19 protein-coding genes are annotated in these 21601 nt (G+C 59.3%); 9 read left to right on the forward strand and 10 right to left on the reverse strand.

The genetic code is table 11. The features are described 5' to 3' along the window. Positions 1 to 110: 110 nt before the first annotated feature. From LGH74_RS14650 to LGH74_RS14665, 4 genes are all read right to left on the reverse strand, one after another. Complete coding sequence (locus LGH74_RS14650) at positions 111 to 1643, reverse strand: hypothetical protein (RefSeq protein WP_226176804.1); 1533 nt, start codon at positions 1641 to 1643, stop codon at positions 111 to 113. An 11-nt stretch (positions 1644 to 1654) separates the two neighbouring features. Next, the gene (locus tag LGH74_RS14655) at positions 1655 to 3436 is read right to left on the reverse strand and encodes a vanadium-dependent haloperoxidase (protein ID WP_226176805.1); all 1782 of its coding nucleotides are present in this window, start codon (positions 3434 to 3436) and stop codon (positions 1655 to 1657) included. Between the two features lie 189 nt (positions 3437 to 3625). After that, positions 3626 to 5248: a Na+/H+ antiporter gene (locus LGH74_RS14660; RefSeq protein ID WP_226176806.1), complete on the reverse strand. Its 1623-nt coding sequence runs from the start codon at positions 5246 to 5248 to the stop codon at positions 3626 to 3628. Between the two features lie 93 nt (positions 5249 to 5341). Beyond that, positions 5342 to 6019 carry a hypothetical protein gene (locus tag LGH74_RS14665; protein WP_226176807.1) on the reverse strand — a complete coding sequence of 226 codons (678 nt, stop codon included), beginning with the start codon at positions 6017 to 6019 and terminating at the stop codon, positions 5342 to 5344. Between the two features lie 163 nt (positions 6020 to 6182). On the opposite strand from LGH74_RS14665, the gene LGH74_RS14670 reads away from it, so the two are divergent. The 5 genes from LGH74_RS14670 (at position 6183) to LGH74_RS14690 (ending at position 10707) form a co-directional block, all read left to right on the forward strand. Next, positions 6183 to 7532 carry a transposase gene (locus LGH74_RS14670; protein ID WP_226176808.1) on the forward strand — a complete coding sequence of 450 codons (1350 nt, stop codon included), beginning with the start codon at positions 6183 to 6185 and terminating at the stop codon, positions 7530 to 7532. A gap of 2 nt (positions 7533 to 7534) precedes the next feature. After that, positions 7535 to 8536: an SPFH domain-containing protein gene (locus LGH74_RS14675; RefSeq protein ID WP_226176809.1), complete on the forward strand. Its 1002-nt coding sequence runs from the start codon at positions 7535 to 7537 to the stop codon at positions 8534 to 8536. Between the two features lie 12 nt (positions 8537 to 8548). Beyond that, entirely contained in the window at positions 8549 to 8788 is a 240-nt protein-coding gene (locus tag LGH74_RS14680) for a hypothetical protein (RefSeq protein WP_226176811.1), read from the forward strand. Positions 8789 to 8922: 134 nt separating this feature from the next. Then, positions 8923 to 9633, forward strand: coding sequence for a toll/interleukin-1 receptor domain-containing protein (locus tag LGH74_RS14685; RefSeq protein ID WP_226176812.1), 711 nt, complete (start codon positions 8923 to 8925; stop codon positions 9631 to 9633). Positions 9634 to 10431: 798 nt separating this feature from the next. Then, on the forward strand, positions 10432 to 10707 hold the full coding sequence (locus LGH74_RS14690; protein WP_226176813.1) for a hypothetical protein: 276 nt from the start codon (positions 10432 to 10434) through the stop codon (positions 10705 to 10707). A gap of 551 nt (positions 10708 to 11258) precedes the next feature. On the opposite strand, the gene LGH74_RS14695 is transcribed toward LGH74_RS14690, so the two are convergent. After that, positions 11259 to 12758: a gluzincin family metallopeptidase gene (locus LGH74_RS14695; protein WP_226176814.1), complete on the reverse strand. Its 1500-nt coding sequence runs from the start codon at positions 12756 to 12758 to the stop codon at positions 11259 to 11261. 277 nt (positions 12759 to 13035) lie between these two features. Here LGH74_RS14695 and LGH74_RS14700 point away from each other — a divergent pair, with 277 nt between their 5' ends. Further along, positions 13036 to 13749, forward strand: coding sequence for a head GIN domain-containing protein (locus LGH74_RS14700; RefSeq protein WP_226176815.1), 714 nt, complete (start codon positions 13036 to 13038; stop codon positions 13747 to 13749). Positions 13750 to 14062: 313 nt separating this feature from the next. Then, positions 14063 to 14491: a carboxypeptidase-like regulatory domain-containing protein gene (locus LGH74_RS14705; RefSeq protein ID WP_226176816.1), complete on the forward strand. Its 429-nt coding sequence runs from the start codon at positions 14063 to 14065 to the stop codon at positions 14489 to 14491. 96 nt (positions 14492 to 14587) lie between these two features. Here the strand turns inward: LGH74_RS14705 and LGH74_RS14710 are convergent, their stop codons facing one another. The 3 genes from LGH74_RS14710 to LGH74_RS14720 all read right to left on the reverse strand — a co-directional run bounded on the left by LGH74_RS14710 (position 14588) and on the right by LGH74_RS14720 (position 17031). After that, positions 14588 to 15511: an SMP-30/gluconolactonase/LRE family protein gene (locus tag LGH74_RS14710; protein WP_226176817.1), complete on the reverse strand. Its 924-nt coding sequence runs from the start codon at positions 15509 to 15511 to the stop codon at positions 14588 to 14590. Positions 15512 to 15665: 154 nt separating this feature from the next. Then, a complete protein-coding gene (locus LGH74_RS14715) occupies positions 15666 to 16304 on the reverse strand; it encodes a LuxR C-terminal-related transcriptional regulator (protein WP_226176818.1) in 639 nt (212 codons plus the stop codon). Between the two features lie 271 nt (positions 16305 to 16575). Beyond that, positions 16576 to 17031 carry a DUF2141 domain-containing protein gene (locus LGH74_RS14720; protein ID WP_226176819.1) on the reverse strand — a complete coding sequence of 152 codons (456 nt, stop codon included), beginning with the start codon at positions 17029 to 17031 and terminating at the stop codon, positions 16576 to 16578. A gap of 332 nt (positions 17032 to 17363) precedes the next feature. On the opposite strand from LGH74_RS14720, the gene LGH74_RS14725 reads away from it, so the two are divergent. Together LGH74_RS14725 and LGH74_RS14730 are read left to right on the forward strand one after the other, a co-directional pair. Continuing rightward, positions 17364 to 18365, forward strand: a complete 1002-nt coding sequence (locus tag LGH74_RS14725) for a glycoside hydrolase family 43 protein (RefSeq protein ID WP_226176820.1) — start codon at positions 17364 to 17366, stop codon at positions 18363 to 18365. 113 nt (positions 18366 to 18478) lie between these two features. Further along, positions 18479 to 19021 carry a DUF2911 domain-containing protein gene (locus tag LGH74_RS14730; protein WP_226176822.1) on the forward strand — a complete coding sequence of 181 codons (543 nt, stop codon included), beginning with the start codon at positions 18479 to 18481 and terminating at the stop codon, positions 19019 to 19021. A 126-nt stretch (positions 19022 to 19147) separates the two neighbouring features. Here the strand turns inward: LGH74_RS14730 and LGH74_RS14735 are convergent, their stop codons facing one another. Next, on the reverse strand, positions 19148 to 19480 hold the full coding sequence (locus LGH74_RS14735) for a hypothetical protein (RefSeq protein WP_226176823.1): 333 nt from the start codon (positions 19478 to 19480) through the stop codon (positions 19148 to 19150). Positions 19481 to 19611: 131 nt separating this feature from the next. Next, on the reverse strand, positions 19612 to 21417 hold the full coding sequence (locus LGH74_RS14740; RefSeq protein ID WP_226176824.1) for a M61 family metallopeptidase: 1806 nt from the start codon (positions 21415 to 21417) through the stop codon (positions 19612 to 19614). Positions 21418 to 21601: the final 184 nt, after the last annotated feature.

Raw genomic sequence — 21601 nt, forward strand, 5'->3', positions numbered from 1 at the left:
CCGGCCAATATCTCTGTGCGGAGTGAGCGGCAGACGTATTTTGGATATTTGCGCTCTAGCCGGTGGTTTGTAGCCTGGTAAAAACCCGGTTGCCGTGGTGTAGAGCCCAGTTAGTTGGTTTTGAAACGCTGGCTGTTCCGTAAGGCATATTTGAGACTGGTGAGTGCCAGTAACTGACTGTCGCGGCCTTTCGGCTTCGCGCCGCCAATGGCAAACTCAAGCCATACTTTATCTACCAGCCGAACCTCTGCACCAATAGTAGCACTCTGAATGGTACCTGACAGCGACTTCTTGGCTTTCTCCGCGGCGCTGGTTGCCAATTGGTTATAAGAAAGCTTTTGAATGGAGCCTTCGATTGATAATCGGAAGTAAGCTCCTCCCACCAGCAAACGTGCTCCGTACCATAAACGGTTATCCAAGGAGTCGGCGGCCGTCTTGTTTTCGGCTGGCAGTTGCAGTGCCGAGCTATGATACTCGTGATACTGGACATTGAGTACGAGCTGCGTGTGCCAGTACATAAAGTTGGCTACCCCAGCCGCCTTATCCCAGTCTGCTCTTGCTGGCCGTAAGGCCGCGCGCAGGAATCCGCCAGCCGACTGATTTTTGAGCGTGCTGAACTTGTTATCCGGGCTTTGCCAAGTCCAGCCGCCACCGGCTTGAATGATGGTAGCGTTCCAAAGCTTCTTATCGAAGTTTTCCCGTGCTGCCTTGATAATTGCACTGGTGGAAGCCGTGAGTTGTTGCCGGGTTTCATAATACTGTTGATACCGCGCTTTTACAGCCTTGCTATTCTGCTTTGCTTCGTCTAGCAAGGCTGTGCGCTGATCTTCAGTAAGGCGTGCTTCAGCTTTCAAGGAGGTTTCCAAGGCTTTTATGGCCGTATCTTGGGAAGCGCCGAATGCCTGGGGTTCCGCTAGGCTGTTTGGGCTATCAGGTAGTAAGCCAGCCGTATTCAGCAAGCCTTCAACTGCGAGCAACAACGGCCGTGCCGCTTTGCGTTGCGCTTGTGGCCACGCATTGTTGTAAATCTGCTGATCGGCATATACTTGATTGCGCCGAGTTGCTACCTCGCTGTTATGCGTGTTATACAAATCGATGAATCTCAGGGCTGGCTGGCTGGAAAATGCTTTCGACACTTCCTGAATATAGTCCGCATCCAGGAGTGGGTCGGTACGGTCAAGTAGTACTACGGCCCCACCCAGTGCCACTTTTGCCGTCGAATCGGTACTGATTTGGGCTCCTGAGATGGTAAAATTGCGTCCGAGCTGATTTCCCCAATGGGCATACGATTTCAGCGACTCGTTCAGAGTACGTTTGTTTGCCGCATCTTCTCTCCAAGCCGACCGCTGAAAAAACTGAGCGGGCGCAATTTCTATTCCTAGTCCTTTCCCCTTTTCCGGGAAGTTGGCAACCGCCCCGATGAGGTTGGCGGCAAAGGCTTTAACGTTGGCGGGCTTCGAAACTTGGTTGGAATTAACACCCAGGAGTGTTGGAGCCGTTAGGTCTGGGGCCGCAAAGTCGCCGTAGAGCGCATTGAGAGCTTCCGCATCCTGGCCTTCCGTTTGGGCCACGCTTACTTCGATGGTTGTACCGTAGACCAGGAGCAGCAAAAACAACGAGGGCACTGTTAAGAGCTGGCGCATAAAATCAGGCGTTAACTACGGTACGACAAGGTTTCTCCTAAGATGGCATCCGGTGTTGTCGTGTCTATTTTTCCTGTTTGCTTATACTCGTACACGCTTTTGCCATCCTGCAGAAGGTAAAACTCTACCGTGTAGTCAAGTGGGTTTTGGGTATCCTCATTGATTAAGTGTAGCGACCAGGAGTGGTTTTTGCCAATCAGGTCTTCGGGCTTGCCCACCGGGCCGGTGCGGCGCGAGGCGGAGTTGAGAGAATCCTGCTTTTCCTGAATGGGAGACGGGGTAGAAGACAGGGTGAAGCTCCAAACACATTTGGTACTGACGGTCAAGTCGAATGCAACGTCTGAACCGGGATTATCCAGGAACACCGACTGGATGCCGCCGCTGGCCCTTGTTAGAAAAGCCCGGTTAGTAGGTGGCTGGGGTTGGAAAAAAGCGGCCGTATCCTGGCCAACAGCTGTGCCTATCTCATAGCCGCCAACGGCATCAAATTGGTAGTGCACGCCCAGGTATACCCGGCTACGCCCGTTTTCGAGGGCCGCTTTCTTAAAAGAGAGAAATGAGCGGGTGCGCCGAATTCCATTCTCATCACGCAGCGCATGCGGATCTTCCGTCGTAGCGGTAAAGGGAATCGTATCAGTGCCGAAAAAGGCCTGCATGGCAGCCGCATGAGCAGCCCCGAAGCAGGCATGGCCGGATACGTAGGCTGGAAAATTGGGTGAAAACCGGGTGCCGTTGATCATGGCCGACAGTGGCTGCCAGGCTGGGTCTGCGGCAGTGCCGGGGTTGCCATCGTCGGTTGCTCTTTGGATGGCAGTTTCGGGGCGCCATAGCCGCAGGGGGCCTTTCGTATCGGGATGGAAGTATTTGGCATACCACGCTACAACAGATGCATTCACCATGGCAGTACCCACCATGGCAAAAAGCCGAGCCGTTTCCAGTAGGCCGTTGACTCCCTGAAGAATGCCCTGCTGCTTGGCAACGTCTTGAGTGATGGTGTAGAGCTGGCCCGGCGGCTTGGATGTACCGTTCAGATCATTGGCCCAAAAAAAAGCTATTTCAGTTTCCTCCTCCTTCCGTGTGGAGTGGTGGGCTGCGCCTTTGTTCTTTACTTCATTTACCTGGTCGGCATATAAAGTTGATGCCAATAAGTCTTTATAGTTGAGTAAGCTACTAGGTATCGTTTTGGGTAAATAGCTCTTAATAGGGTGTTGCCGCGAGTTTAACAGCAACAGCGGTATCATGCCCCACTGCGGAGTCAAAGCGGGGCCCGAGCCAGTGTCGCGCCACTCACCTTCTTTTTCCGGATCGAGCCGGGGAGTTACAACTGGGCCGAGGCCCGCATCAGCAGGAAACTTAGCTATTACTGCATCGGCAATAGCGCGCCCGTACTTTTCCGACGCTGTATCAACTGGTGTGGGCCCGGAGTTGATTAGAGCCTGAGCATGCGTTTGGGCGCCCGCCAGCACCTGAAAAGGATCAAAGGGGTTGAGCGCACCGCCCTGCATCCTTTTGGCTTGCTCGATGTATTGTGCTACAGCGTCTGTTAGCGTGAAACAGGCCGCATACGCCGCGCTGCTAGTTGGATCGGGAGAGCCGGTAACGGGTACGGGGGCCAGCGCATTGGGATAGGTATTGCCGGTAAGCTGGTTTATGGCCTCATACATTGCCAGATGCATACGCCCGCCAATGTGCGCCAGCGGGCCCGGCGCTCCCCCGATGTGCCGGACTACATCGAGGTAGATGTTGTTCCAGACCAAGATAATACTACCCGAGGGCATAGAAGTCGTAGCCATGAGTGCGAGGAAATTAAGGGCGAATAAGCAGGCTTAAGCTCCCTCAGCTCCCCTCACGCATGGTTGGCATGCTTTGCTGGCAGTAAGGGCTTTCGAAAAGCTAATGTGCCAGCTTAATTCTCTTGCCGCTACCGTGCCACCACTGAATATTACCTCTTTTGGTTGCTTTCGAAGCTCCCAGGGTAGCTTTTAATGCGGCATGTGGCTGATCTTGGCCTCATCCAGGTCGAGCTGGGCCTCCTGGTGGCGCAGCATCTCCTCCTCAAACACATCCTCGGCCCGCAGTACAAACAGCTCCTCGCGTTGCACCTGCAGCACGTCGAGCAGCACCTGGTGGTAGCGCTGCAGCGCCTGGCGCTTGGTTTCGTCGTAGTCGAGGGCTTCGAGCAGGTTGCCGGTGCGCTGGGCTTCGGCCTGCATCCGGTGCTGTAGGGCACTCACCATCTCATTCTCCTGGATGTCGGCCGCGTATTCGCGGGCTAGGTGGGCCAGGGCCACGTGGCGCAGCCGCAGCCGGATACCGGCCTCCTGCTCGTCGGTAGGCATCCGCTCCTCCGTATCGGCCACGCCGGTGAAGCGGATGATGGCCGGCAGCGTAAGGCCCTGAAAAACAAGCGTAACCAGAATAACCACGAAGGTGATGAACAGAATCAGGTTGCGCTGCGGAAAGGCCTGCCCGTTGCTCAGCAGCAGCGGCACCGACAGCGCCGAGGCCAACGACACCACCCCGCGCATGCCGGCCCAGCCGATAATGACCGGCCCCTGCCAGCCGGGGCTGGTTTCGCGGGTGCGGATGCTGCGAAACAGCCAGCGCGGCACAAAGGCGGCCGGAAACATCCACACCATTCGGATGATGATGACGATGGCACTGACGATGAGGCCGTAGGTAATGGCCTGGCGCAGCGAATAGTTGCCGAGGCCCTGCACGGCCACCGGCAGCTCCAGGCCAATGAGAATAAATACCAGCCCGTTCAGGGCAAAGCCCACGCTGGCCCACACGCTGTTGGTTTGCAGGCGGGTATCGGCATCAAACACCCGGTGGGAGTGGTAGGACAGCATCAGCCCGCCGCTGACCACGGCCAATACCCCCGAAAAGTGGAATTCTTCGGCCAGCAGGTACATCACGTAGGGCGCAATGAAGGTGAGCACCGTGTTGATGCTGGGCGTGGTAGGTAGGTATTTATGAATCAGATAGAAGCCGTAGCCCACAGCCAGCCCCACAACTAGGCCCATGCCGCTGGCCAGCAGAAATGTAGTAGCTGCCTCGTGCCAGGAAAAGGCCCCCGACACCACCGCCGCCAGCGCAAACCGGAACACAATCAGGCTGCTGGCGTCGTTGATCAGACTCTCGCCCTCCAGAATGCTCGTCACGCGGCGCGGTACTTTGATACCCTTGAGCACCGAAGTAGCCGCTACCGCATCGGGTGGGGAGATGATGCCGCCCAGCAAGAACCCCAGCGGCAGCGTGAAGCCCGGAATCATGGCCCGACTCACGTAGGCCACGATGGTGGAGGTGAAGAACACCAACCCGAAGGCCAGCAGGGCAATGGGCCGCTTCCAGCGCCAGAAATCCTTCCAGGAAGTGTCCCAGGCCGCTTGGTAGAGCAGGGGCGGCAGGAAAATCAGGAATATCAGCTCGGGGCTGATAACGACCAGCGGAAGGCCCGGCACGAAGCTGAGCGCCAAGCCGGCCAGCACCAGAAAGATGGGGTAGGAGATGCGTAGCTTCTGGCCCAGCATCACGAGCAGCAGCATGGCAAATAGCAGGCCCAGGACCAGCAGGATTGTTTCGTGCAGGGTGGTTTCGTGCATGGAAGCAGAAGGTATTTGAGAAGATGAGCTTGGGGACGGAAGGTAGCTGCTCACGGGCAAAAACGCTACTTGCAGCCCGGCATTGGCCTTAGGTTAAGGAGCAGGCGTGTAGTCGGCCAGGCGGCGCAGAGCCACGGGCGGATGGCGGCCCTTGCGGTGGAGCAGCACCCGGCAGGCTTCCGAAATCTTGCGGATTTCGTACTCGCCGGTGAGGAAGTTGGTATCGTGCAGCTCTCCGCCCGGCGAGCCGTCGACGCTCTCACAGTCGCCGCTGGTCCGACTCAGAATGGTAGTTTCCCCAATCAGGTAAAAGTGGCCCTGCTGGTAGCGAAACTTGCTGACCACGCTCCAGCGCCAGCTGCTGCCGCCGTAGTGATGCACGGTCAGCACGCCTTTGCTAATGGTGAGGCCCGCGAAAGGGTCGCCGTACTGGCCGCCGCCATCTTTGGTAATCATTACCCGGCCTGCCCGCTCGGCCAGTGTATAGCCCGGCGCGGCGCCGAACAGTACCAGTAGTATCCGCCCCGGCATTGTTTCGCCGTCGTAGCCATCTTGGGTTTCGGCCTGGGGCCGCAGCACCAAGGCCACGTCGGGGCGGCCGTCGTGGTTCAGGTCGCCGAGGGCCCGGCCGCCGGGCAGCGTGTCGTAGCCGGCCGGGATGAAGGCCCTCAGCGCCCGGCCCTGGGTTGCGACCTTGGGCACGGCGCGGGTTTGGGCCACCGCCGGGCAGACCGCCAAGCTGGCTAGCAGTGTAACAACAAGGGCTTTCATAGGCCCCGAAAGTAAGGGCAAAACGGCGGGAAGCGGTAATTGCGGTTAGAGCGTGCGTTCAGCCAACGAATATGTAGGTTTGCCTATCTGTTGAGCCGGAGCTTGCGTACAGCCGTTGCGGCGCCGGCTCATGCCCGGTCTGCGCCACGTTCAACTATCCTTTATGGCCAAAGCAATAAAAGCAATTGAGTGCCCGAAGTGCGGGAGTACCCAGAAAGCGCCGGTGCGCCTCGACGTGTTTCGGTGCGAGAGTTGCGGCACGGAATACTTTCTCGACAACGACGACATCAACGTCAATCATACCTTCCGCCACTTCTCGCCGCCCCTGGCCCCGGTAATGCCGCCGGCCCGCCGGGCCCTGCTGGCGGGCGTTGCCCTCGGGCTGCTGGGACTGGTGTGGTGGCTGCTGTTTCACCAGGCCGCGCCGCCCCAGCCGGTATTCGTGGTGCCGCCGACGGTAGTAGCGGCGGCCGAAGCGGAGGAAGAGCCGGACAAGTTCACCTTCAGCAGCCAGCGGGCATTGCTCTACCTGTCGCCCACCCAAAAGCCGGTGCTCCTGCAGGTAGGCAGCCGCCACTACCAGCGCGCCACCTCGGCCGATAGTAGCTACGCCCGGTTTGTGGACGCCACTACCGGCACGGCGCTGAAAAGCGTGGCTCTGCCCATTGCGCCCGGCACTTCCTCGCCCAATTACGACTTCAAGCAGTTTGCCAGTGGCAGTGGCGAACTGTACTTAATCGTCAATAAAACGGCCGTGTACCGCGTGGATAAGGCGTCTTATGCCATCAAAGAGGTAACGAAGGCGTTGTTTCAGGGGCAGCCGGAGCTGGCCAGCGGCATTGCCACCGTGGAGGCTGGCGACGATGACTACGGCGACTATTTCAACCTCTTTACCAACGACGGGCGTAACCTGCTGTTCTTTCCGCTGATCCATAAGGCGTATACCCAGGATGGCTTCTACGACGCCAAGCACGGGTTCAAAACCCTATTGCCGCGCAGCCCCACCCGCACGGCCTTCATTTTCAGCCGCAAAAGCACCACCTACCCCGAGGATAAGATTCAGCTCATCAAGTACCAGTACCGCCACAACGTGGGCGGGGCCAAAGACCTGCCGCTCTTCGAGTGGAACGACGACTACGGCGGCTCGGGCGTGTTCACCGACGCCGACCCGCACCGAAAAGTGCTGGTGCGGCCCTACGAGCTCGAACAAGCCCGGGTGCTGTCGTACGCCGACTTCACGCCCGGCCGGCTGTATTTCGAGCCCCGCCTGCTCTACGCCGATGCCGACTACGTGCTGCTTTCCTTTAAACCCACCGCCTCGCCCACGGTGCCCGTGTCGCTGCAATGCCTGAACGCGCGCACGGCGGCCATCGTCTTCACGCGGCCCTTGGACACGTCCGACAGCCCCGACCGGGCCATTCGCTACCCGGCAGGCTTTGCCCTGCAAGACGGCAGCCAGACCTATACTCTCAGCCTGAGCGGGCAACTAACCCAACACCCTGAACTTCCTTAGCCATGGCCTTTCGCTTTTTCCGCAACCAGTTGGCCTCCGTCATCGAGTGGGCCAACCCGCAGCCCGACGTACTGCTGGCCAAGTTTCCCTCGGAGCACGACGAGCTCAAGAACGCCAGCAAGCTTATCGTGGGGCCGAGCCAGGGGGCTCTGCTCGTGTACGAGGGCCGCGTAGCCGACGTACTGACCACGGCCGGCATCTATACCCTCGACACCGAGAATACGCCATTCTTCACCACCCTCACCAAGCTGCGCACCGCCTTCGAGAGCGAGCATAAGGTGAAAGTGTACTTCTTTCGCCAGGCCGAAAACGTGAATCAGGGCTGGGGCACAGCCATGCCCATCAAGTACCTCGACCCTGTGTACCAGCTGCCGGTAGAGCTGGGGGCCAACGGTAATTTCTCCTTCCGCCTGAACGACGGCGTACGGTTCTTCGCCGAAATTGCCGGTCAGCACGACCTCTACACCGTGCCCCAGGCCCGGGCAATGCTGCAAAGCCGCATTCCGGCGGTGCTGGCCACGGCACTGGCCGGGGCGCAGTTTTCCTACTCCCAGATTGATGCCCACCTCGGTCCGCTCTCAGCCACGGTGCAGGAACTGCTGGAGCCTGACTTTGCCCGCCTCGGCTGTGAGCTGACTGACTTCCGCATCAACGGCACCGTGTTCGACAAGGCCACCCAGCAGCGCATCGGCCGTATTTCCGACGTAACGGCCGATGCCCAGGCCGCCGCTGCCGGGGGGCTCAGCTTCGCGGAGCTGGAAAAGCTGAAGGCCCTGCGCGACGCCGCCCGCAACGAAAGCGGCCTAGCAGGCGCCGGTCTGCAGCTGGGGGCCGGGGCCGAGCTGGGCCGGGTCTTCGCCACCCAGCAGGCAGAAGCCACCAGCGCCCCCGCCTCCGCTGACCCGGTGCAGCAGCTCCAGAAGCTCAAGCTGCTGCTCACCGAAGGCATCATCACCCAGGAGGAATTCGACGCAAAGAAAAAAACCTGGCTCGACCAGCTCTAACCCCCGCTCCCCATGAAAAAGCTACTTGGCGCGGCTATCCTGCTGCTTTGCCTGGTCCTGGCTACCCTCGGCGTATTGCGCATCTGGGGCGTGTCGGTGCTGAGTTCCTACACCCTGCTGCGTAGCGGCGCCACGCTGGCCGTGCTGGCCGCCACCACCGTCGTGCTGATTATCGTCTGGTTTGCCTTCTTCTCCCGCCCCGCCGCCGGCTACGACCAGAATACCGGCCACCGTGCCCACCCTCGACGGTAGCAGGTAGTGGTGACGGTATCCTGAAGTTGTGGGGTGAGATGCTGCAGAATGGAGCCCGTAGAGAGAAATATTAGCTAATTTGATTAGTTTTTGCTAATTAGCTTGGGTAAAACCTTGCTCTGCTTTTTCTCGCTATGGAAACCACCCGTACCAGTGTCTTCATCAGTTACAGCCACGCCGATAGTCATTGGCGTGAAATGCTGGCTATTCATCTGCATCCCCTCATGCGCGACCAGCACGTGCAAATCTGGAGCGACCGGGACATCCGCAAGGGTGAGCGGTGGCAGGAACGGATTCGCCGGCAGTTGGCCCAGGCCAAGGTGGCCATCTTCCTAGTCAGCGCCGATTTTCTGGCTTCCGACTTCATTCATGCTGAAGAGTTGCCGCCTTTGCTGGTAGCGGCCGAGCAGGAGGGGGCCATTCTGCTCTCCATTATTGTGCGGCCCTGCGCCTTCCAGGATTCCCCGCTCAGTATCCTTCAGGCCGTAAATAATCCGAGCCAGCCCCTGTCGGGCATGAGTAAAACCCAGCGCGAGCGGGTCATGCTCAGCGTATACCAGGAATTGCGGGACGTATTTAAGCCCCCAAGCGCCCCGGCGAAGCTGCCGCCTGACCCACCGGTTAGCCCGCGCCCCGAGCCAGCGGAAAAAGCCCCGACGAAGCCGAAAAGGCGAGTGGCAGCCACTGTTTCTCCCGCCGGGGCTGCTCCAGCGCCGCCGGCACCCTTACCAGCAGCCGAGCCCCCGGCCGAGCCGCTGCCGACTAAGGCCAAAACGAAACCAGCGGCAAAAGCTACGGTCAAAAAGGCGGCGAGTAGGCCCATAAAGCCCCGGCCTGCCAAGTAGGCCCCGGCCGTGAGCCTACTCCAGGGAAAAACGCGCCGCCTGCACTGAGAAGCGGCCGGTGCTTGCGTTGGCAGCCGGGCTAGCTGTTGTTGGCGTTGTCAATCTTGCCGTCGTTGGCGGTGCTGAGCGTTTAGCCGCCGTTGTTATAAGCAGTGCGGTCCTTGATGGTGTGCTGGGTGTAGTGCTTGCCCTGGTTGTCGCCGCCCGTATTTTCAGATTCGTCATTGGGCGCGTCGCCGCGATGGCTGCTGCCCGGGCGTCGCGCACCAGCTCGCCGCCATCGTTGCCGTGGTTGCCGCCGTGGCGGCCGGAGGTATTATGGGGGCCCGGTGGGGGTTTGGGTAGCGTCGCCCTGCTGCTGGGCACCTGCACCGTGGACGTTTTCGGGGCGGGGCGCGCCGTAGTAGCAGTTAAGGTCTGGGTGCCGCCGGGGCAAAGGGAAACGGAGCCAACGGGGCTAACGGTGATGGTGAGGTCACACTGGGCCTGGGTTACTGCTGGCATTAAGACCAATAGCAAAAGTATCCAATGGCTAATCCGACCCAGCGTGCCTTGGAGAGGAGTAGAGATGATAATCAAAGTGCTAGCTTGTAAGAAGTCTATGAAACTTCAAAGTTCACTAGTCTATGCATTGTTGAAAATACCTACTTCTATGTATTCTACCTGTTCATCGCTGAGGGTTAGCGCCATACCTGCCCTAGCTATGAGCACGGCTACTCTGAAATACAGGTTCATACATCGCAAAGCAGACACAAAACTAGTTGAGTCAGCCCAGATACACGGCTCTTTACACACTAAGTGGTCAAACTGATAGCCGAGTTCAAGGGCCTCAACAAGCGCATCGAGTTCCTGACCTCCCACCTGGTTACCCTGGACGCCGGCGATGAGCGCATCAAAACCGTAAATGAGCTGCGGCGCAAAACCGACCGCCGCGACGAGCTCAATAGCCGCATGGAGGCCAAGGGCCCGGTCGATCAGCTGGCCCGCGAGCTGGAGCAGGGCGAAACGGCCACCCGCGTCGCGGAGGTAAACGTGTTTAAAGTCGCCGTGACGGCCCACCGCGCCACATTGTAGGCGTTGCCGCACTAGTAGCAGAGTAAAACAGCCCGCCCCGGATAATTCCGGAGCGGGCTGTTTGATTTAGCAGGCACGTATAGTCATTAGCCAACCCTAAAGCGGTAGAGTAGCTGCTGTTTCGCGGGCAAGCAGAAGGAGAGTGGCCACAACGCAAAGGAACCGCTACATCCGCTGTGTACTAGGGGCAGCGCGGTACCCAAAGTCGGGCGTTAGCGCAAGACTACTGCTGTTCGGTGTCAGAGGGGCCGTTACCCAGAGAAGGGAATAGAGAAAAGCGTCGACGGGTAACTTCACCCGCCGCTGACTCAGTGAACAAGGTGCCGGCGGGCAATGATTCTTCCGCGTCAGAACTCACCTCACCGCGTAGTCTCGCCCCCTCCAGAAAAGCCCGCGTGGCTTTGGCAGGAGCCTTTCGGGGATGCTTAGTAGCAGTGCCCAAAGCAGATGCCGTCTTTTTCATCTTCAGTACTTTCTTTTTGGTAGGGTCCTTAGCCATAGTCTATTATACAGCGCTGAAGTGGGTAAGGTTCACCCTGAATGAGGGGTGGCTACCACCCAAAGCCGCCGCCGCAATCGACGCGGATCCGCCGCAGCCGATTCCCGGCCGCTGTCGTTTCCAGCACGTGTGTAGCGTGATGGGGAATCTCAACCTGATGCAGAAAGGAATCGGGGGCATCGACGGACGCATCGACGGCAATACGGCCACGCCGGGCCAGGCTCTCCACATAGCTTTGGATGGCCTGCTCCCGACTGGAGGGCATGATAGTCATAGGCGAAATACCAACGGGCCGCCGCTTCTCCTGTTCCTCCACGGCCGGCCCTTCCACCAGCAGCGGCGTGGTCAGGCCCAGCGCATCCCCAGGAATGGTCAATTGGGCGGGTTGCGTAGCGGTAGCATCGGCAACGCCATTGGGGTCGGTGGCTACCGCGGCAAAGGCTACGGCGCTGGCGAAGCTAGTATGTTTGGCGCGCAAAACCGGGTCCGGAGTCGATAAGATACCCTGTCGGATCATAGCTGCCGTAATAGCTTTCACATAAGCCTCGCCATGCGTAAGATGCTGGCTGGCCGCAATAATCATCTGCTCTGCTACGGACCGATAGAAGTCTGTGCGCAACGGAGCGTTGATGACGGCTTTTAATAGCAATGGCCCCATATCAAGGCTGGCCTGCAATACATGATCCGCGTTTACACGCTGGTCGTCGGCAATGGCCAGGGCCATGCGACCCAGCGCCGCCAGGAAGGCCCCGGTAAATACTCTGGAAAAGTTATGTGGCTGACTGGTCAGAATTGAGTTTGGACCATCAGGGCTCAATTCTGTCGGACTGCGATAGAGCCACAGCGTAGAGGCGTTGCGCAGGCAGTCCAGGTCGGCATATTTGGGGTTTACCTGTCGAATGGCATAGCCCAGTTCCTCGGCCATTCTGGCTATGGATGAATTGCGCCATAGCTGGCCCTGGGTTTCGGCAACGACCGTATCACGCACGTAGGGAAGCTGTAAGGCGGTTAGAATAGAGCTGCCGTCGCCGAAAAACTCGTGAAAAGCTGCTACCTCCCCCGTAAGAATATCCCACAACTCGGGCTTGATGGCATCCAGAATAGCATGACCTAGCTCGTGGGAAATAACATCTGGGCTTTCGCCTGAATACACCGTCATGGCCCGGCCATTATTACTGGCATCTGTAATGGTAGCGTGAAAGAACGACAGCCCTTTGTCTTCGCGGGAATAATAGGCATTCAGGTCATTACCGGCGTCCAAGTTTACCTGCAGTAGCTTGCCCACCTGGCTCTGCCATTGTTTGCAACCGGCCGCATTCCAGTAGTCGGCCGCCCGGCGCAGGGCCTCGGCTGCCGTCCAGTACCGAAATTCGATAGTGCCGAGCGAATACAGTTGTGGATTAGGTTTGAGCCCAGTGATATGAATGCCCAGAGTCGCCCCGGGTAACGCAGGCGAAACAGCGCGCCGTATAGGCAACGCGTCGCGGGGGTCAGTAGACCAACACTGAATATCTTCGGCAGTACCGGAGCTCTTTTTGGGACTTTTAGCCATGATGGTAGTGGTTGAGAATAAAGGATGAGTAGGGCGGCGGCAGCTAAAGTTGCCAAGAAGGCTTCGCGCTTTGGGGCGCTTTGGAGGGCTCAGCGTACTAGTGAGTTGCGTTTGGGGGTAGGTTAAATTGCCTTTTCTTTCGCGGGCTTTTTTCAGTGCCATCACTGAAGTTTATTGGGTTTTTTAGCTGGCAAAAACTCTTTCTCTGCTGTAGGCAACGCCTCATACTCCCTGCGCATCTACCCACTCAGAACGCCAACTCTAAAGCTCCAGACCCATGAAAAAAGCCATTCTCACCTTGCTCTGCGGAGCCGCCCTGTTCAGCACCAGCGTCGTCCAGGCGCAGGTAAAGCAACCCCGCCCCGTGGCCGGCTTCGAGGCCGTGCATACCGGCGGCGGCATCGACGTATTTCTGACCCAGGGCCCCACGGCCGCCGTGGTAGTGGATGCCAGCAGCGAGGCCCAGTCTCACATCCTGACCACCGTGAAAAACGGCACGCTCGTGGTGGGCTGGGAACCCAACTACTCCTGGAAAAAGATGCTGCCGGGTAAAAGCACGGGCAAAGTCAGCGTGTATATCACCTGCCCCAGCCTGACGGCCCTCTCGGTGAGCGGCGGCTCGGATGCCCGCGGCGAAACAGCCTTCACCGCCGATAATATGCGCCTGTCGGCCAGCGGCGGCGGCGACATCCAGCTCACGCTCACGGCCAAAACCCTGACCAGCGACGCCTCGGGCGGCAGCGACATCACGGTGGCCGGTCGTGCCGAGCGCCAGAAAGTATCGGTCAGCGGCGGTAGCGACTACCGCGCCTTCAATCTGCAAAGCACTACGGCCGAGGTAAGCGCCAGCGGTGGCAGCGATGCCGAGCTATCGGTAGATGGGGAGTTGAAATCGAGTGCCTCGGGCGGCAGCGGCGTGCGCTACAAGGGCAGCGCGAAGCTGGTTAGCTCTCATGCCAGCGGCGGCAGCAGCACCAAGCCGGTGCGGTAGTGCCCGGCAGTTCGGGCCCGTCAGTTGACTTATTCCGAATTGTCTGTTATGAGCCCGCCCGACATACCAACGCCCCGGCTGCCACTAGCAGTTGGGGCGTTGGTATGTCGGGCGGGCGTAGCTAGTAGGAAGCGCCGGGAGCGGCTGATGTAACTTTGCGGGGCCAGACGAACCAAAGTGGTTTCGGGGCGTGTTGCCGGGCCAAGGGCCGCCGGGTAGCTTCTATCAGCCTGGGGCTATTGACTTTCAGAAGAAATACACTAGCTTTTTGTGCGCCGAATCTCTGTTTCGGCGCGTTCTTTCCCCTCAGCCCATGCGTTGCACATTTACTATTTTGGCCGGTCTTGGATTGTGCCTGCTTTCGGGCCAGGCCTTGGCTCAGCAGCCCGCTGGCACTGCTACCACTGCCCCTGAGCCCGCCCCACCGGTACTGGAGTGCCAAACGCTCACGGGCGTAGTCACGGACGAAAACCAGCAGCCCCTGACCGGCGCCACGGTGGTGGTGCAGGGTATTCAGGATGCTTTCAGCACCAACTCTGAGGGCCAGTACATCATCACCACCAAAAAGCCGATACCGCAAGCCGTGCACCTGCAGATCAGCGCGGCGGGCTACTCCACCCAGAAACTGGTGCTCAAAGCCTGTCAGCCGCCGCCCGTGGCCCTGCAAACGCTGCCCGGCACCCGCTTCAAGCGCGACGGCCGCATCAAAAAGACCACCTCGACGGGTAAGATTAAGTACTAGAGCGTGCTGCTCTAAACAGAATAACCGGCCCGCTGCTGACCCAGCCAGTGGCAGCCTGGGGCTTTCGAAGGCAATACCGATTGAGACGACGGCGGCTTACTGCACACCCTTCACCTGCATGGGTAGCGTGAAAATGGCTTCCGAGGCCGTAATGAACAGGGTTTTGCGGTCCTTCCCGCCGAAGCACACGTTGGCCGTCCACTCGGCCTGAATGTCGATGTGCTCGATTTGCTTGCCGGCCGGGTTGTACACCGTCACGCCCTTGCCCGTGAGATACACGTTGCCCTGGCTGTCGATGGTCATGCCGTCGGAGCCTTGCTCCACGAATAGCTGCCGGTCAGTGAGCTTACCGTCGGCCCCAATCTGGTAGCGGTAGGTTTTATTGGCCTGAATGTCGGCCACATAGAGCTGCCGGCCGTCGGGGGTGCCGATGATGCCGTTGGGTTGCTGTAGCTGGGAATCCACTGCCACGGGCTCTTTCTGCCCCTTAGCCAGGAAATATACTTTTTGCCCGCCAATGGCGGGGTCGGGCGTGGTGCGCGTCCAGTACTCGCGCTGGTAGTAGGGGTCGGTGAAGTAAATGCCCTCAGTTTTGGGGTTCACCCATAGGTCGTTGGGGCCGTTGAGGCGGTGGCCCTGTACATTGTCGAGCAGCACCGTTTTCTTGCCGTCGGGCCCGATAGACCAGAGTTGGTTGTTTTCGTCGGCGCAGGCCAGCAGGCTGCCTTTTTTATCGAAGTACAAGCCGTTGGAGCGTCCGGCCTTCTCCAGAAAAACCGTGAGCTTACCATCGGTGCCATACTTCCAGATGCGGTTGTTGGGCTGGTCGGTGAAGAATACGTTGCCGGCCTTATCCACTGCCGGACCTTCCGTGAATTTAAACTGCTTGGAAACTAGCTTGGGTTGGGCCTTGCCGGCAATAATAGTCGGAGCCTGCTGGCTGTAGGCGGCGGGTAGTGCGAAAGTGGCAGCCAATGGCAAAGCCAGCAACAAGCCGGAGCGGAAAGAGAATAGAGACATGGAAATAGCCGAAAAAATGCGCGAAATAAAGCGGCGCATACCCTGCGCCCCGTGCGAATATAGCCCCCGGCCCCGAACTGCGGCGCTGTGCCAGCCTGCTGCTGCCCTTCTTATACTCAAGTCTGAAAGCTGCGGGCCGCGTCGTGTGTCGTCTTCAGGCGGCTACCCATCCGTCGCGCACGGCCTGTACTACCAGCCCAATCAGAGTGCGGGCCCCAGCTTTCTGCAGCAGGGCCCGGCGGTGGCTTTCCACGGTGCGCACGCTCAAGCTTAGCTGGGCGGCTATTTCCTGGTTGCAGCAGTCGGCTACCACCAGGCGCAGCACTTCCAGCTCGCGGCGGCTGAAGGGCGTGGGTGGCCTGCTGTAGCGGCTGCTACGGACCGGGTCTGGGGCCTGGCCGCTGCTGGTTTCGACCTCCAGCAGCTGCCCGATGGTGATGAGTACTGCTTCCGGGGCCGAATGACGGGGCAGCAGCGCTACTAAGCGGGGCACGGTTTGCAGCCACTGGCGCAGCTCCGGCGCCACCCGCGGCCCGGTAAGCAGGAGTAGTTGTTGGTTGGAGCGGGCTAATAGCAGCAGTTCCAGCAACTGGGGCAGGGGCGGGTCGGGCAGCAGCCCATCCACTACCACGAGCTGGTAGGCCTGGCGGCGCAGCAGACACGGAGCCTGGCAGGCATCGGCGGTCAGACTAACATCAAGACTCGGCCAGGCCTGCTGGAGGCTAAACAGTAAGCCCTGACGATACAGGGTGGGCGGGGCAATAATCAACACGGCCCCTGAAGAGGATAGCATGGTGTGTGCAGGATTTAGGTCATAGAATCGGGAATTGGGGTAGCAATAGGGTGTAGCAGTAGAGAAGAGCGGGGTGGCTGCCAGTATGAGGCAAGCCTTCTAAGTTGAACAATTAATCTAGTATTGACAATATTTATTTATAATAAATAATAAAATATTGATATAAAATAAACGGTGTAGCGACTGGGAAAAGGACTCTTTCGGACATAAAAAACCCGGCCCACCAGAATTGCTTCTGCTAGGCCGGGCTATGTACCGGGAGTAAGTCGCGCTACTTCTTCATAGAAATGGTCACCACTTTGGCGGTGCCATTCACCAGGAATTTACACTCATCGAAAGCCGGGGCGGCGAGCTTGGGCCACACGTTGTTGGAAAAGGCGTAGGGTTCGGTCGGAATGCCCAGGAAATTCTTGTCTACCAGGTCGTTACCATTTAGGTCCTGGGTCAGGGCCACGGCCCATTCACCGTTGGGCAAATCCACGGGCAGGGTAATCTGCTTGTTGCCGGCGGGCTTCACGTATTTGAGCAGGGTATAGCTGCCGCGCTTCAGAAAATTCTCCCGCACGTTGTAGAAATACAGCTTCAGCGTAGCCTTGGTCGAAGGCAGGTCGGTAACGACGACGTGAACCTGGGAGGTAGTGGCCGGAGCCGGAGCCATCGGGGGTGGCGTCCAGGCACTCAGCACGGCACTACCAGTGCTGAGCAGAGCTACTTGAAGAAGAGTCATAAGCAAGTAGGTGAAGGAGGAAAAGAGCGGGAAAACGGGCCCTGCAACGCGCAGCCCGATTGGCAATATCGTTAAATGTGAGCAGCCGGCCAACTCCGCCGGCGCTGCTGCCGGTGCCTGGGTAGACACGGCCCCGGGGCAATAAGTTCGGGCTGAATAGCAGCGGGTTGCTGGCCGCCGGCGTCGGGACCAGCCGCTTGCGTGCGGCCGCGGCCAGCAAAGCGGGCAGAATAGTGCCCCCAAGCTCCTCCTTCGGGCCGTGGCTACGTAGAAGACGGATTGGCCGCTGCCCCGGCGGCTGGTCTGTTGTTCTCTCTCAAAGTGCCGTGCTTATGTCCTCCATTGCTGCCACTTATCAGAACCCGGTTCTAAACGAAGATTTCCCGGACCCGACCATCATCCGGGCCGCCGACGGCTGGTATTATGCCTACGGCACTCAAACCAAGCGGCCGGGCCAGCTCATCATCAACATGCAGGTGGCCCGCTCCCGCGACCTGGTGCGCTGGGAACTGCTGGCTGATGCACTGCCCCACAAGCCGCGCTGGGCCCGGGAAACTCAGAAGCTGTGGGCCCCGCACGTGAGTGAGCACGCGGGCCGCTACTACATGTACTACTCGGCCCTGCCCGATAACGACGAAGGCTACTGCCTGGCCGTAGCCACGGCCGAGCACCCGGCGGGCCCGTTCACCGATATCGGGCAGCCGTTGCAGTGCGGACCGGGCTTTTTGAACATTGACCCCATGGCCTTCGACGACCCGGCTACCGGGCAGCGGCTGCTCTACTGGGGCTCGGGCTTCGGGCCGCTGCTGGTGCGTGAGCTAGCCCCCGACCGGATTTCCTTCCTGCCCGGCAGCCAAGCTACAGAGCTGGTGCAGCCCGTAGAGGATGACAGCCCCGACAATTACCAGCGGCTGCTGGAAGGTAGCTGGGTGGTGCTGCGCGAGGGGTGGTACTTTCTGTTTTATTCCGGCAACAACTGCTGCGGCGACGATGCCCACTACGGCGTGATGGTGGCCCGCTCGCGCCACGCTACCGGCCCGTTTGAAACGCTGGCCCAGGCTACCGGGCACGGCCACAGCATTATTCTGGAAACCAACCAGCACTGGCGCGCCCCCGGCCACAACTGCGTGGTAACTGATGCCGCCGGCCACGACTGGCTGGCCTACCACGCCATCGACCCCACCCAGCCCACCTTCGACGCCATCGATGATGCCCAAGGCTACTCGCGGCGCGTGCTGCTGCTCGACCAGCTTGAATACCACGACGGCTGGCCCCGGCTGGCCCGCCCCGGGGCCCCTACACGTACTCCCCAGCCGGCCCCCACAACCGAGTAAGTAAGCGGCGCCGGGCAGCCACGCAACCTGCCGCCCGGTGTCACGACTTTGAGCAACGGCGGTTAATTCGTAACCTGCCGGCCATTCCCTTCACCAACTTCACCCTGATAGCCATGAAGAATCCCCGCACTCTGCTCACGCTGGCCCTGTTGCTGGCCGGCGTGCTTTACACGTCCCTCAGCTGGGCCCAGACTACGCCGACGGCCCCGGCCGCCAAGCCCGCACCGGCCAGCCCGGCGGCTACGGCTACCGGCAAAATCGGGGCGGCTACCGTGACCGTGAAATACAGCAGCCCCAGCGTAAAAGGCCGGCAGATTTATGGTGGCCTGGTGCCCTACGGCCAGGTGTGGCGGGCTGGGGCCAACGAGGCTACCACCGTCGAGTTCAGCAAAGACGTGATGGTGCAGGGCAAGAAGCTGCCCGCTGGCACCTACGCCTTTTTCGCCATCCCGACCGAGAAAGACTGGACCGTTATTTTCAACAAAACGGCCAAGCAGTGGGGCGCTTTTAAGTACGACGAGAAGCAGGATGCCCTGCGCGTAACGGCCACGCCGCGCAAAGCCGCTACCATGACCGAAGGCTTGGTGTATGAAGTAACCAAGGATGGCCTGGTGCTGCGCTGGGAAAACCTGGAGCTGCCCGTAGCCATCAAGTAGTGCTTTGGACTTCTAAAGCCAAAAGAGCCACCCGATTATCGAGTGGCTCTTTTTGTTGCTTGGCACTGCTGCCTGACCGTAGCGCGAACTTTGTAGTTTGCGCTATTACACTCTCACCAAACGCCGTTAAAGCCATTCGGAAGGGGTAAGCTGATTGGTGAGCCACACTTCGGTGCCGGCTGGTGGTAGCTCTGGCAAATCAGGGAGCTGAAGCAGCAGCGCGTACTCGGTGAGGGTGACCTGGGTATTCGTTGGGGAGGCACGGGTAATTTCCTCGACGCTGGCCGTGGCAGTCAGCTCGGTCCCATCAGCAAACACCAGTACGACGGCCAGGGCTGAGTGGAGCGCAAATTGCCGGAGCCGCTGCTGCGCGGCCTCATCCGGAATGTCACGCACCAGCACACCCAGGCCAGTCAGCACAAAGCCGGATTCGATAGTGAGGAGTTTTTCTGGGTTCATGCCGAAGAGTAAAAGCGCAGATGACGGACGGCTTCACCCAGGCTACTTACCCTGTTTCTGGCCCAAAGGATGCAGCAAAAAGCCCCGGCTGTTGCAGCAGTCGGGGCTTTGGGGCTTTTCGGGCACGGCGGCTACTGGTTTTTCAGCCAAATCTGGCGCAGCGCCAGCTGGGCGGGCGTGGCATCGGGGGCTACGGCAAAGTTGTAGCGCTTGATTTCCTCCTTCTCGATTAGACGCAAGCGCACTTTTTTCTCAACTCCCTCCCGGCGCAGTGTCAACTCATAGTCTTCGCCGGCTTTGCGGTTTTTGAGCTCGGTGAAGGCCGTTTGTAGCGTTTCGGGCGTAATGGCGGTGCCCCCGATGGCCACCAACGCGTCGCCCACGGCCACGCCACCGGTCTGCCAGGTGTCGGGTAGCTCGGTCAGCTGCACGGTATTGCCCGCCAAGCGGAACGACGGGTTATGATTGCCCAGCGCTACCACCCGTTGGCCCGTGTGCAGCACGGGTACGTAGCGAATTCCGACTTTGGCGTAGTAGTCTTGCAACGGCAGAGGTTCGGCCCGCTGCACGTAGCGAGCAAAGAAGTCTCCGATTTCGGGGTACGTTAGCTTGGTAAAGTCGGCGAAGAAGGTCTTTTCGCTGAAGGGCTTATCGGGCCCGTAGCGCTTGGTCAACTCGTTCATCACTTCGCGCAGGCCCCGTTTGCCGCCGCTCAGCTCCAGTAGGCGCAGGTCGAGCAGGGCAGCCGTCATTGCCCCGCGCTGGTAGATGTTGCCGTACTGCTTCTGGCCCTCTTCGGCAAAGGAGTTCAAACCCAGCTTGCTCAGTGAGTAAGTGGTATCGGCCTGAGCGTGGTCGTAGGCCACTTTGCCGCTGAGCTCTTTGAGGTACTCATCAAGCGAAACCAGGTCGCCACGCAGCTTCATCATGCCCGAGGCCCACTCCGTAGTGCCCTCGTAGAGCCACAAATGCTCCGAGCCGGTGGGCTGCACGAAGTTGAACTGCTCGATAATTTCGGAGTGAATGTTGAGCGGCGTCACGACGTGGAAAAATTCGTGGGCGGCAATGCTGGTAATGCCGTTGGCCGATTCGGGCGTGAGGGGAGTTTCACGCAGCACGTATTCCGAGCTGTAGGAATGCTCCCAGGCCCCATGGCTCTGATCCTCGAAATGGTAGAGAAAGGTGTAGCGCTTCACGGGCAGCTGCACCAGGAACGCCTGGGCCGCGCCCAGCATCTTCTGCATGTAGCCCAGCAGCGGCTCGGCCTGCACCTGGTCGGTTTTGGAGTAGCAGTATAGAGCCACCTCCGCGTCGCCAAGCTTGGTTTTGGCCTCGGTCAGCCGGCCCAGTAGAAACGGCGAATCCACGGCGTGGTCGTAGTTTTTGGCCGTGTAATAGCCTTGTTTGTCGGTGGTCAGCGGCGTGCCTATCTTCCAGTCGGCGGGGTAGTTCAGCTTGATGCGCAGGGGCTTGTCCTGCCAGCCCTGCACGTAGCCGAAGATGCCCTGGCCGTTGAGCAACGCGTGGTCGGCTTCGAGCGAGGTGCCGCACATGCGGTACACGCGGTGCTCGGTTACGGGCGTGTCCCAGGTTTCGGCAATGGTGTAGCGGATGGCGCGGGTTTTCTCGGGCTGCTGCAGCTGCCACTGGTTGGTGGCAATCTGCTTTACTTCCAGCGGCTTATCCTTATCGTCGAAGGCCTCAAACTTGCGCACGAAGCGGCCGATGTCCATCACCTGGTAGGTGCCGGGCGCGGTGGCGGCAAACTGGTACACGTTCTGCCCCTTGCCCAGCTTGGGTAGCTCTAGCCGCACCTGAAACAGGTCCTGGGTTTTGGGGTCAATGTCGACCGTGTAGGTCAGGGCTTTCTGGGCCTGGGCCAGGGTAGTAGTGGCCAGCAGGCCGGTTAGCAGCGTAGCGATGCGCAGGGCATTCATAGAGCAAGGGAAAAGATGATGGGCTAACGGATGCAAAAAACCGTCGTACTGTTGCTTTAGCCGGCTGATTATCTGTGTAAAAGTGGAAAATGCCGCTGCTGGCCATGATGCACTGTTGGATCCACTACTTATTAGTGAATAGGATTAAAATACTGAGAAAGGCAGTCAATGCAGTAGCCTCTGC

The organism is Hymenobacter lucidus (genome assembly GCF_020447265.1).
In the GTDB taxonomy this organism is placed as follows: Bacteria; Bacteroidota; Bacteroidia; order Cytophagales; family Hymenobacteraceae; genus Hymenobacter; species Hymenobacter lucidus.

What these genes read in the sequence shown, in the direction of transcription:
- LGH74_RS14650 (WP_226176804.1), bottom strand. Translation starts at nt 1,643, where the DNA reads ATGCGCCAGCTCTTAACAGTGCCCTCGTTGTTTTTGCTGCTCCTGGTC.
- LGH74_RS14655 (WP_226176805.1), bottom strand. Translation starts at nt 3,436, where the DNA reads ATGGCTACGACTTCTATGCCCTCGGGTAGTATTATCTTGGTCTGGAAC.
- LGH74_RS14660 (WP_226176806.1), bottom strand. Translation starts at nt 5,248, where the DNA reads ATGCACGAAACCACCCTGCACGAAACAATCCTGCTGGTCCTGGGCCTG.
- LGH74_RS14665 (WP_226176807.1), bottom strand. Translation starts at nt 6,019, where the DNA reads ATGAAAGCCCTTGTTGTTACACTGCTAGCCAGCTTGGCGGTCTGCCCG.
- LGH74_RS14670 (WP_226176808.1), top strand. Translation starts at nt 6,183, where the DNA reads ATGGCCAAAGCAATAAAAGCAATTGAGTGCCCGAAGTGCGGGAGTACC.
- LGH74_RS14675 (WP_226176809.1), top strand. Translation starts at nt 7,535, where the DNA reads ATGGCCTTTCGCTTTTTCCGCAACCAGTTGGCCTCCGTCATCGAGTGG.
- LGH74_RS14680 (WP_226176811.1), top strand. Translation starts at nt 8,549, where the DNA reads ATGAAAAAGCTACTTGGCGCGGCTATCCTGCTGCTTTGCCTGGTCCTG.
- LGH74_RS14685 (WP_226176812.1), top strand. Translation starts at nt 8,923, where the DNA reads ATGGAAACCACCCGTACCAGTGTCTTCATCAGTTACAGCCACGCCGAT.
- LGH74_RS14695 (WP_226176814.1), bottom strand. Translation starts at nt 12,758, where the DNA reads ATGGCTAAAAGTCCCAAAAAGAGCTCCGGTACTGCCGAAGATATTCAG.
- LGH74_RS14700 (WP_226176815.1), top strand. Translation starts at nt 13,036, where the DNA reads ATGAAAAAAGCCATTCTCACCTTGCTCTGCGGAGCCGCCCTGTTCAGC.
- LGH74_RS14705 (WP_226176816.1), top strand. Translation starts at nt 14,063, where the DNA reads ATGCGTTGCACATTTACTATTTTGGCCGGTCTTGGATTGTGCCTGCTT.
- LGH74_RS14710 (WP_226176817.1), bottom strand. Translation starts at nt 15,511, where the DNA reads ATGTCTCTATTCTCTTTCCGCTCCGGCTTGTTGCTGGCTTTGCCATTG.
- LGH74_RS14715 (WP_226176818.1), bottom strand. Translation starts at nt 16,304, where the DNA reads ATGCTATCCTCTTCAGGGGCCGTGTTGATTATTGCCCCGCCCACCCTG.
- LGH74_RS14720 (WP_226176819.1), bottom strand. Translation starts at nt 17,031, where the DNA reads ATGACTCTTCTTCAAGTAGCTCTGCTCAGCACTGGTAGTGCCGTGCTG.
- LGH74_RS14725 (WP_226176820.1), top strand. Translation starts at nt 17,364, where the DNA reads ATGTCCTCCATTGCTGCCACTTATCAGAACCCGGTTCTAAACGAAGAT.
- LGH74_RS14730 (WP_226176822.1), top strand. Translation starts at nt 18,479, where the DNA reads ATGAAGAATCCCCGCACTCTGCTCACGCTGGCCCTGTTGCTGGCCGGC.
- LGH74_RS14735 (WP_226176823.1), bottom strand. Translation starts at nt 19,480, where the DNA reads ATGAACCCAGAAAAACTCCTCACTATCGAATCCGGCTTTGTGCTGACT.
- LGH74_RS14740 (WP_226176824.1), bottom strand. Translation starts at nt 21,417, where the DNA reads ATGAATGCCCTGCGCATCGCTACGCTGCTAACCGGCCTGCTGGCCACT.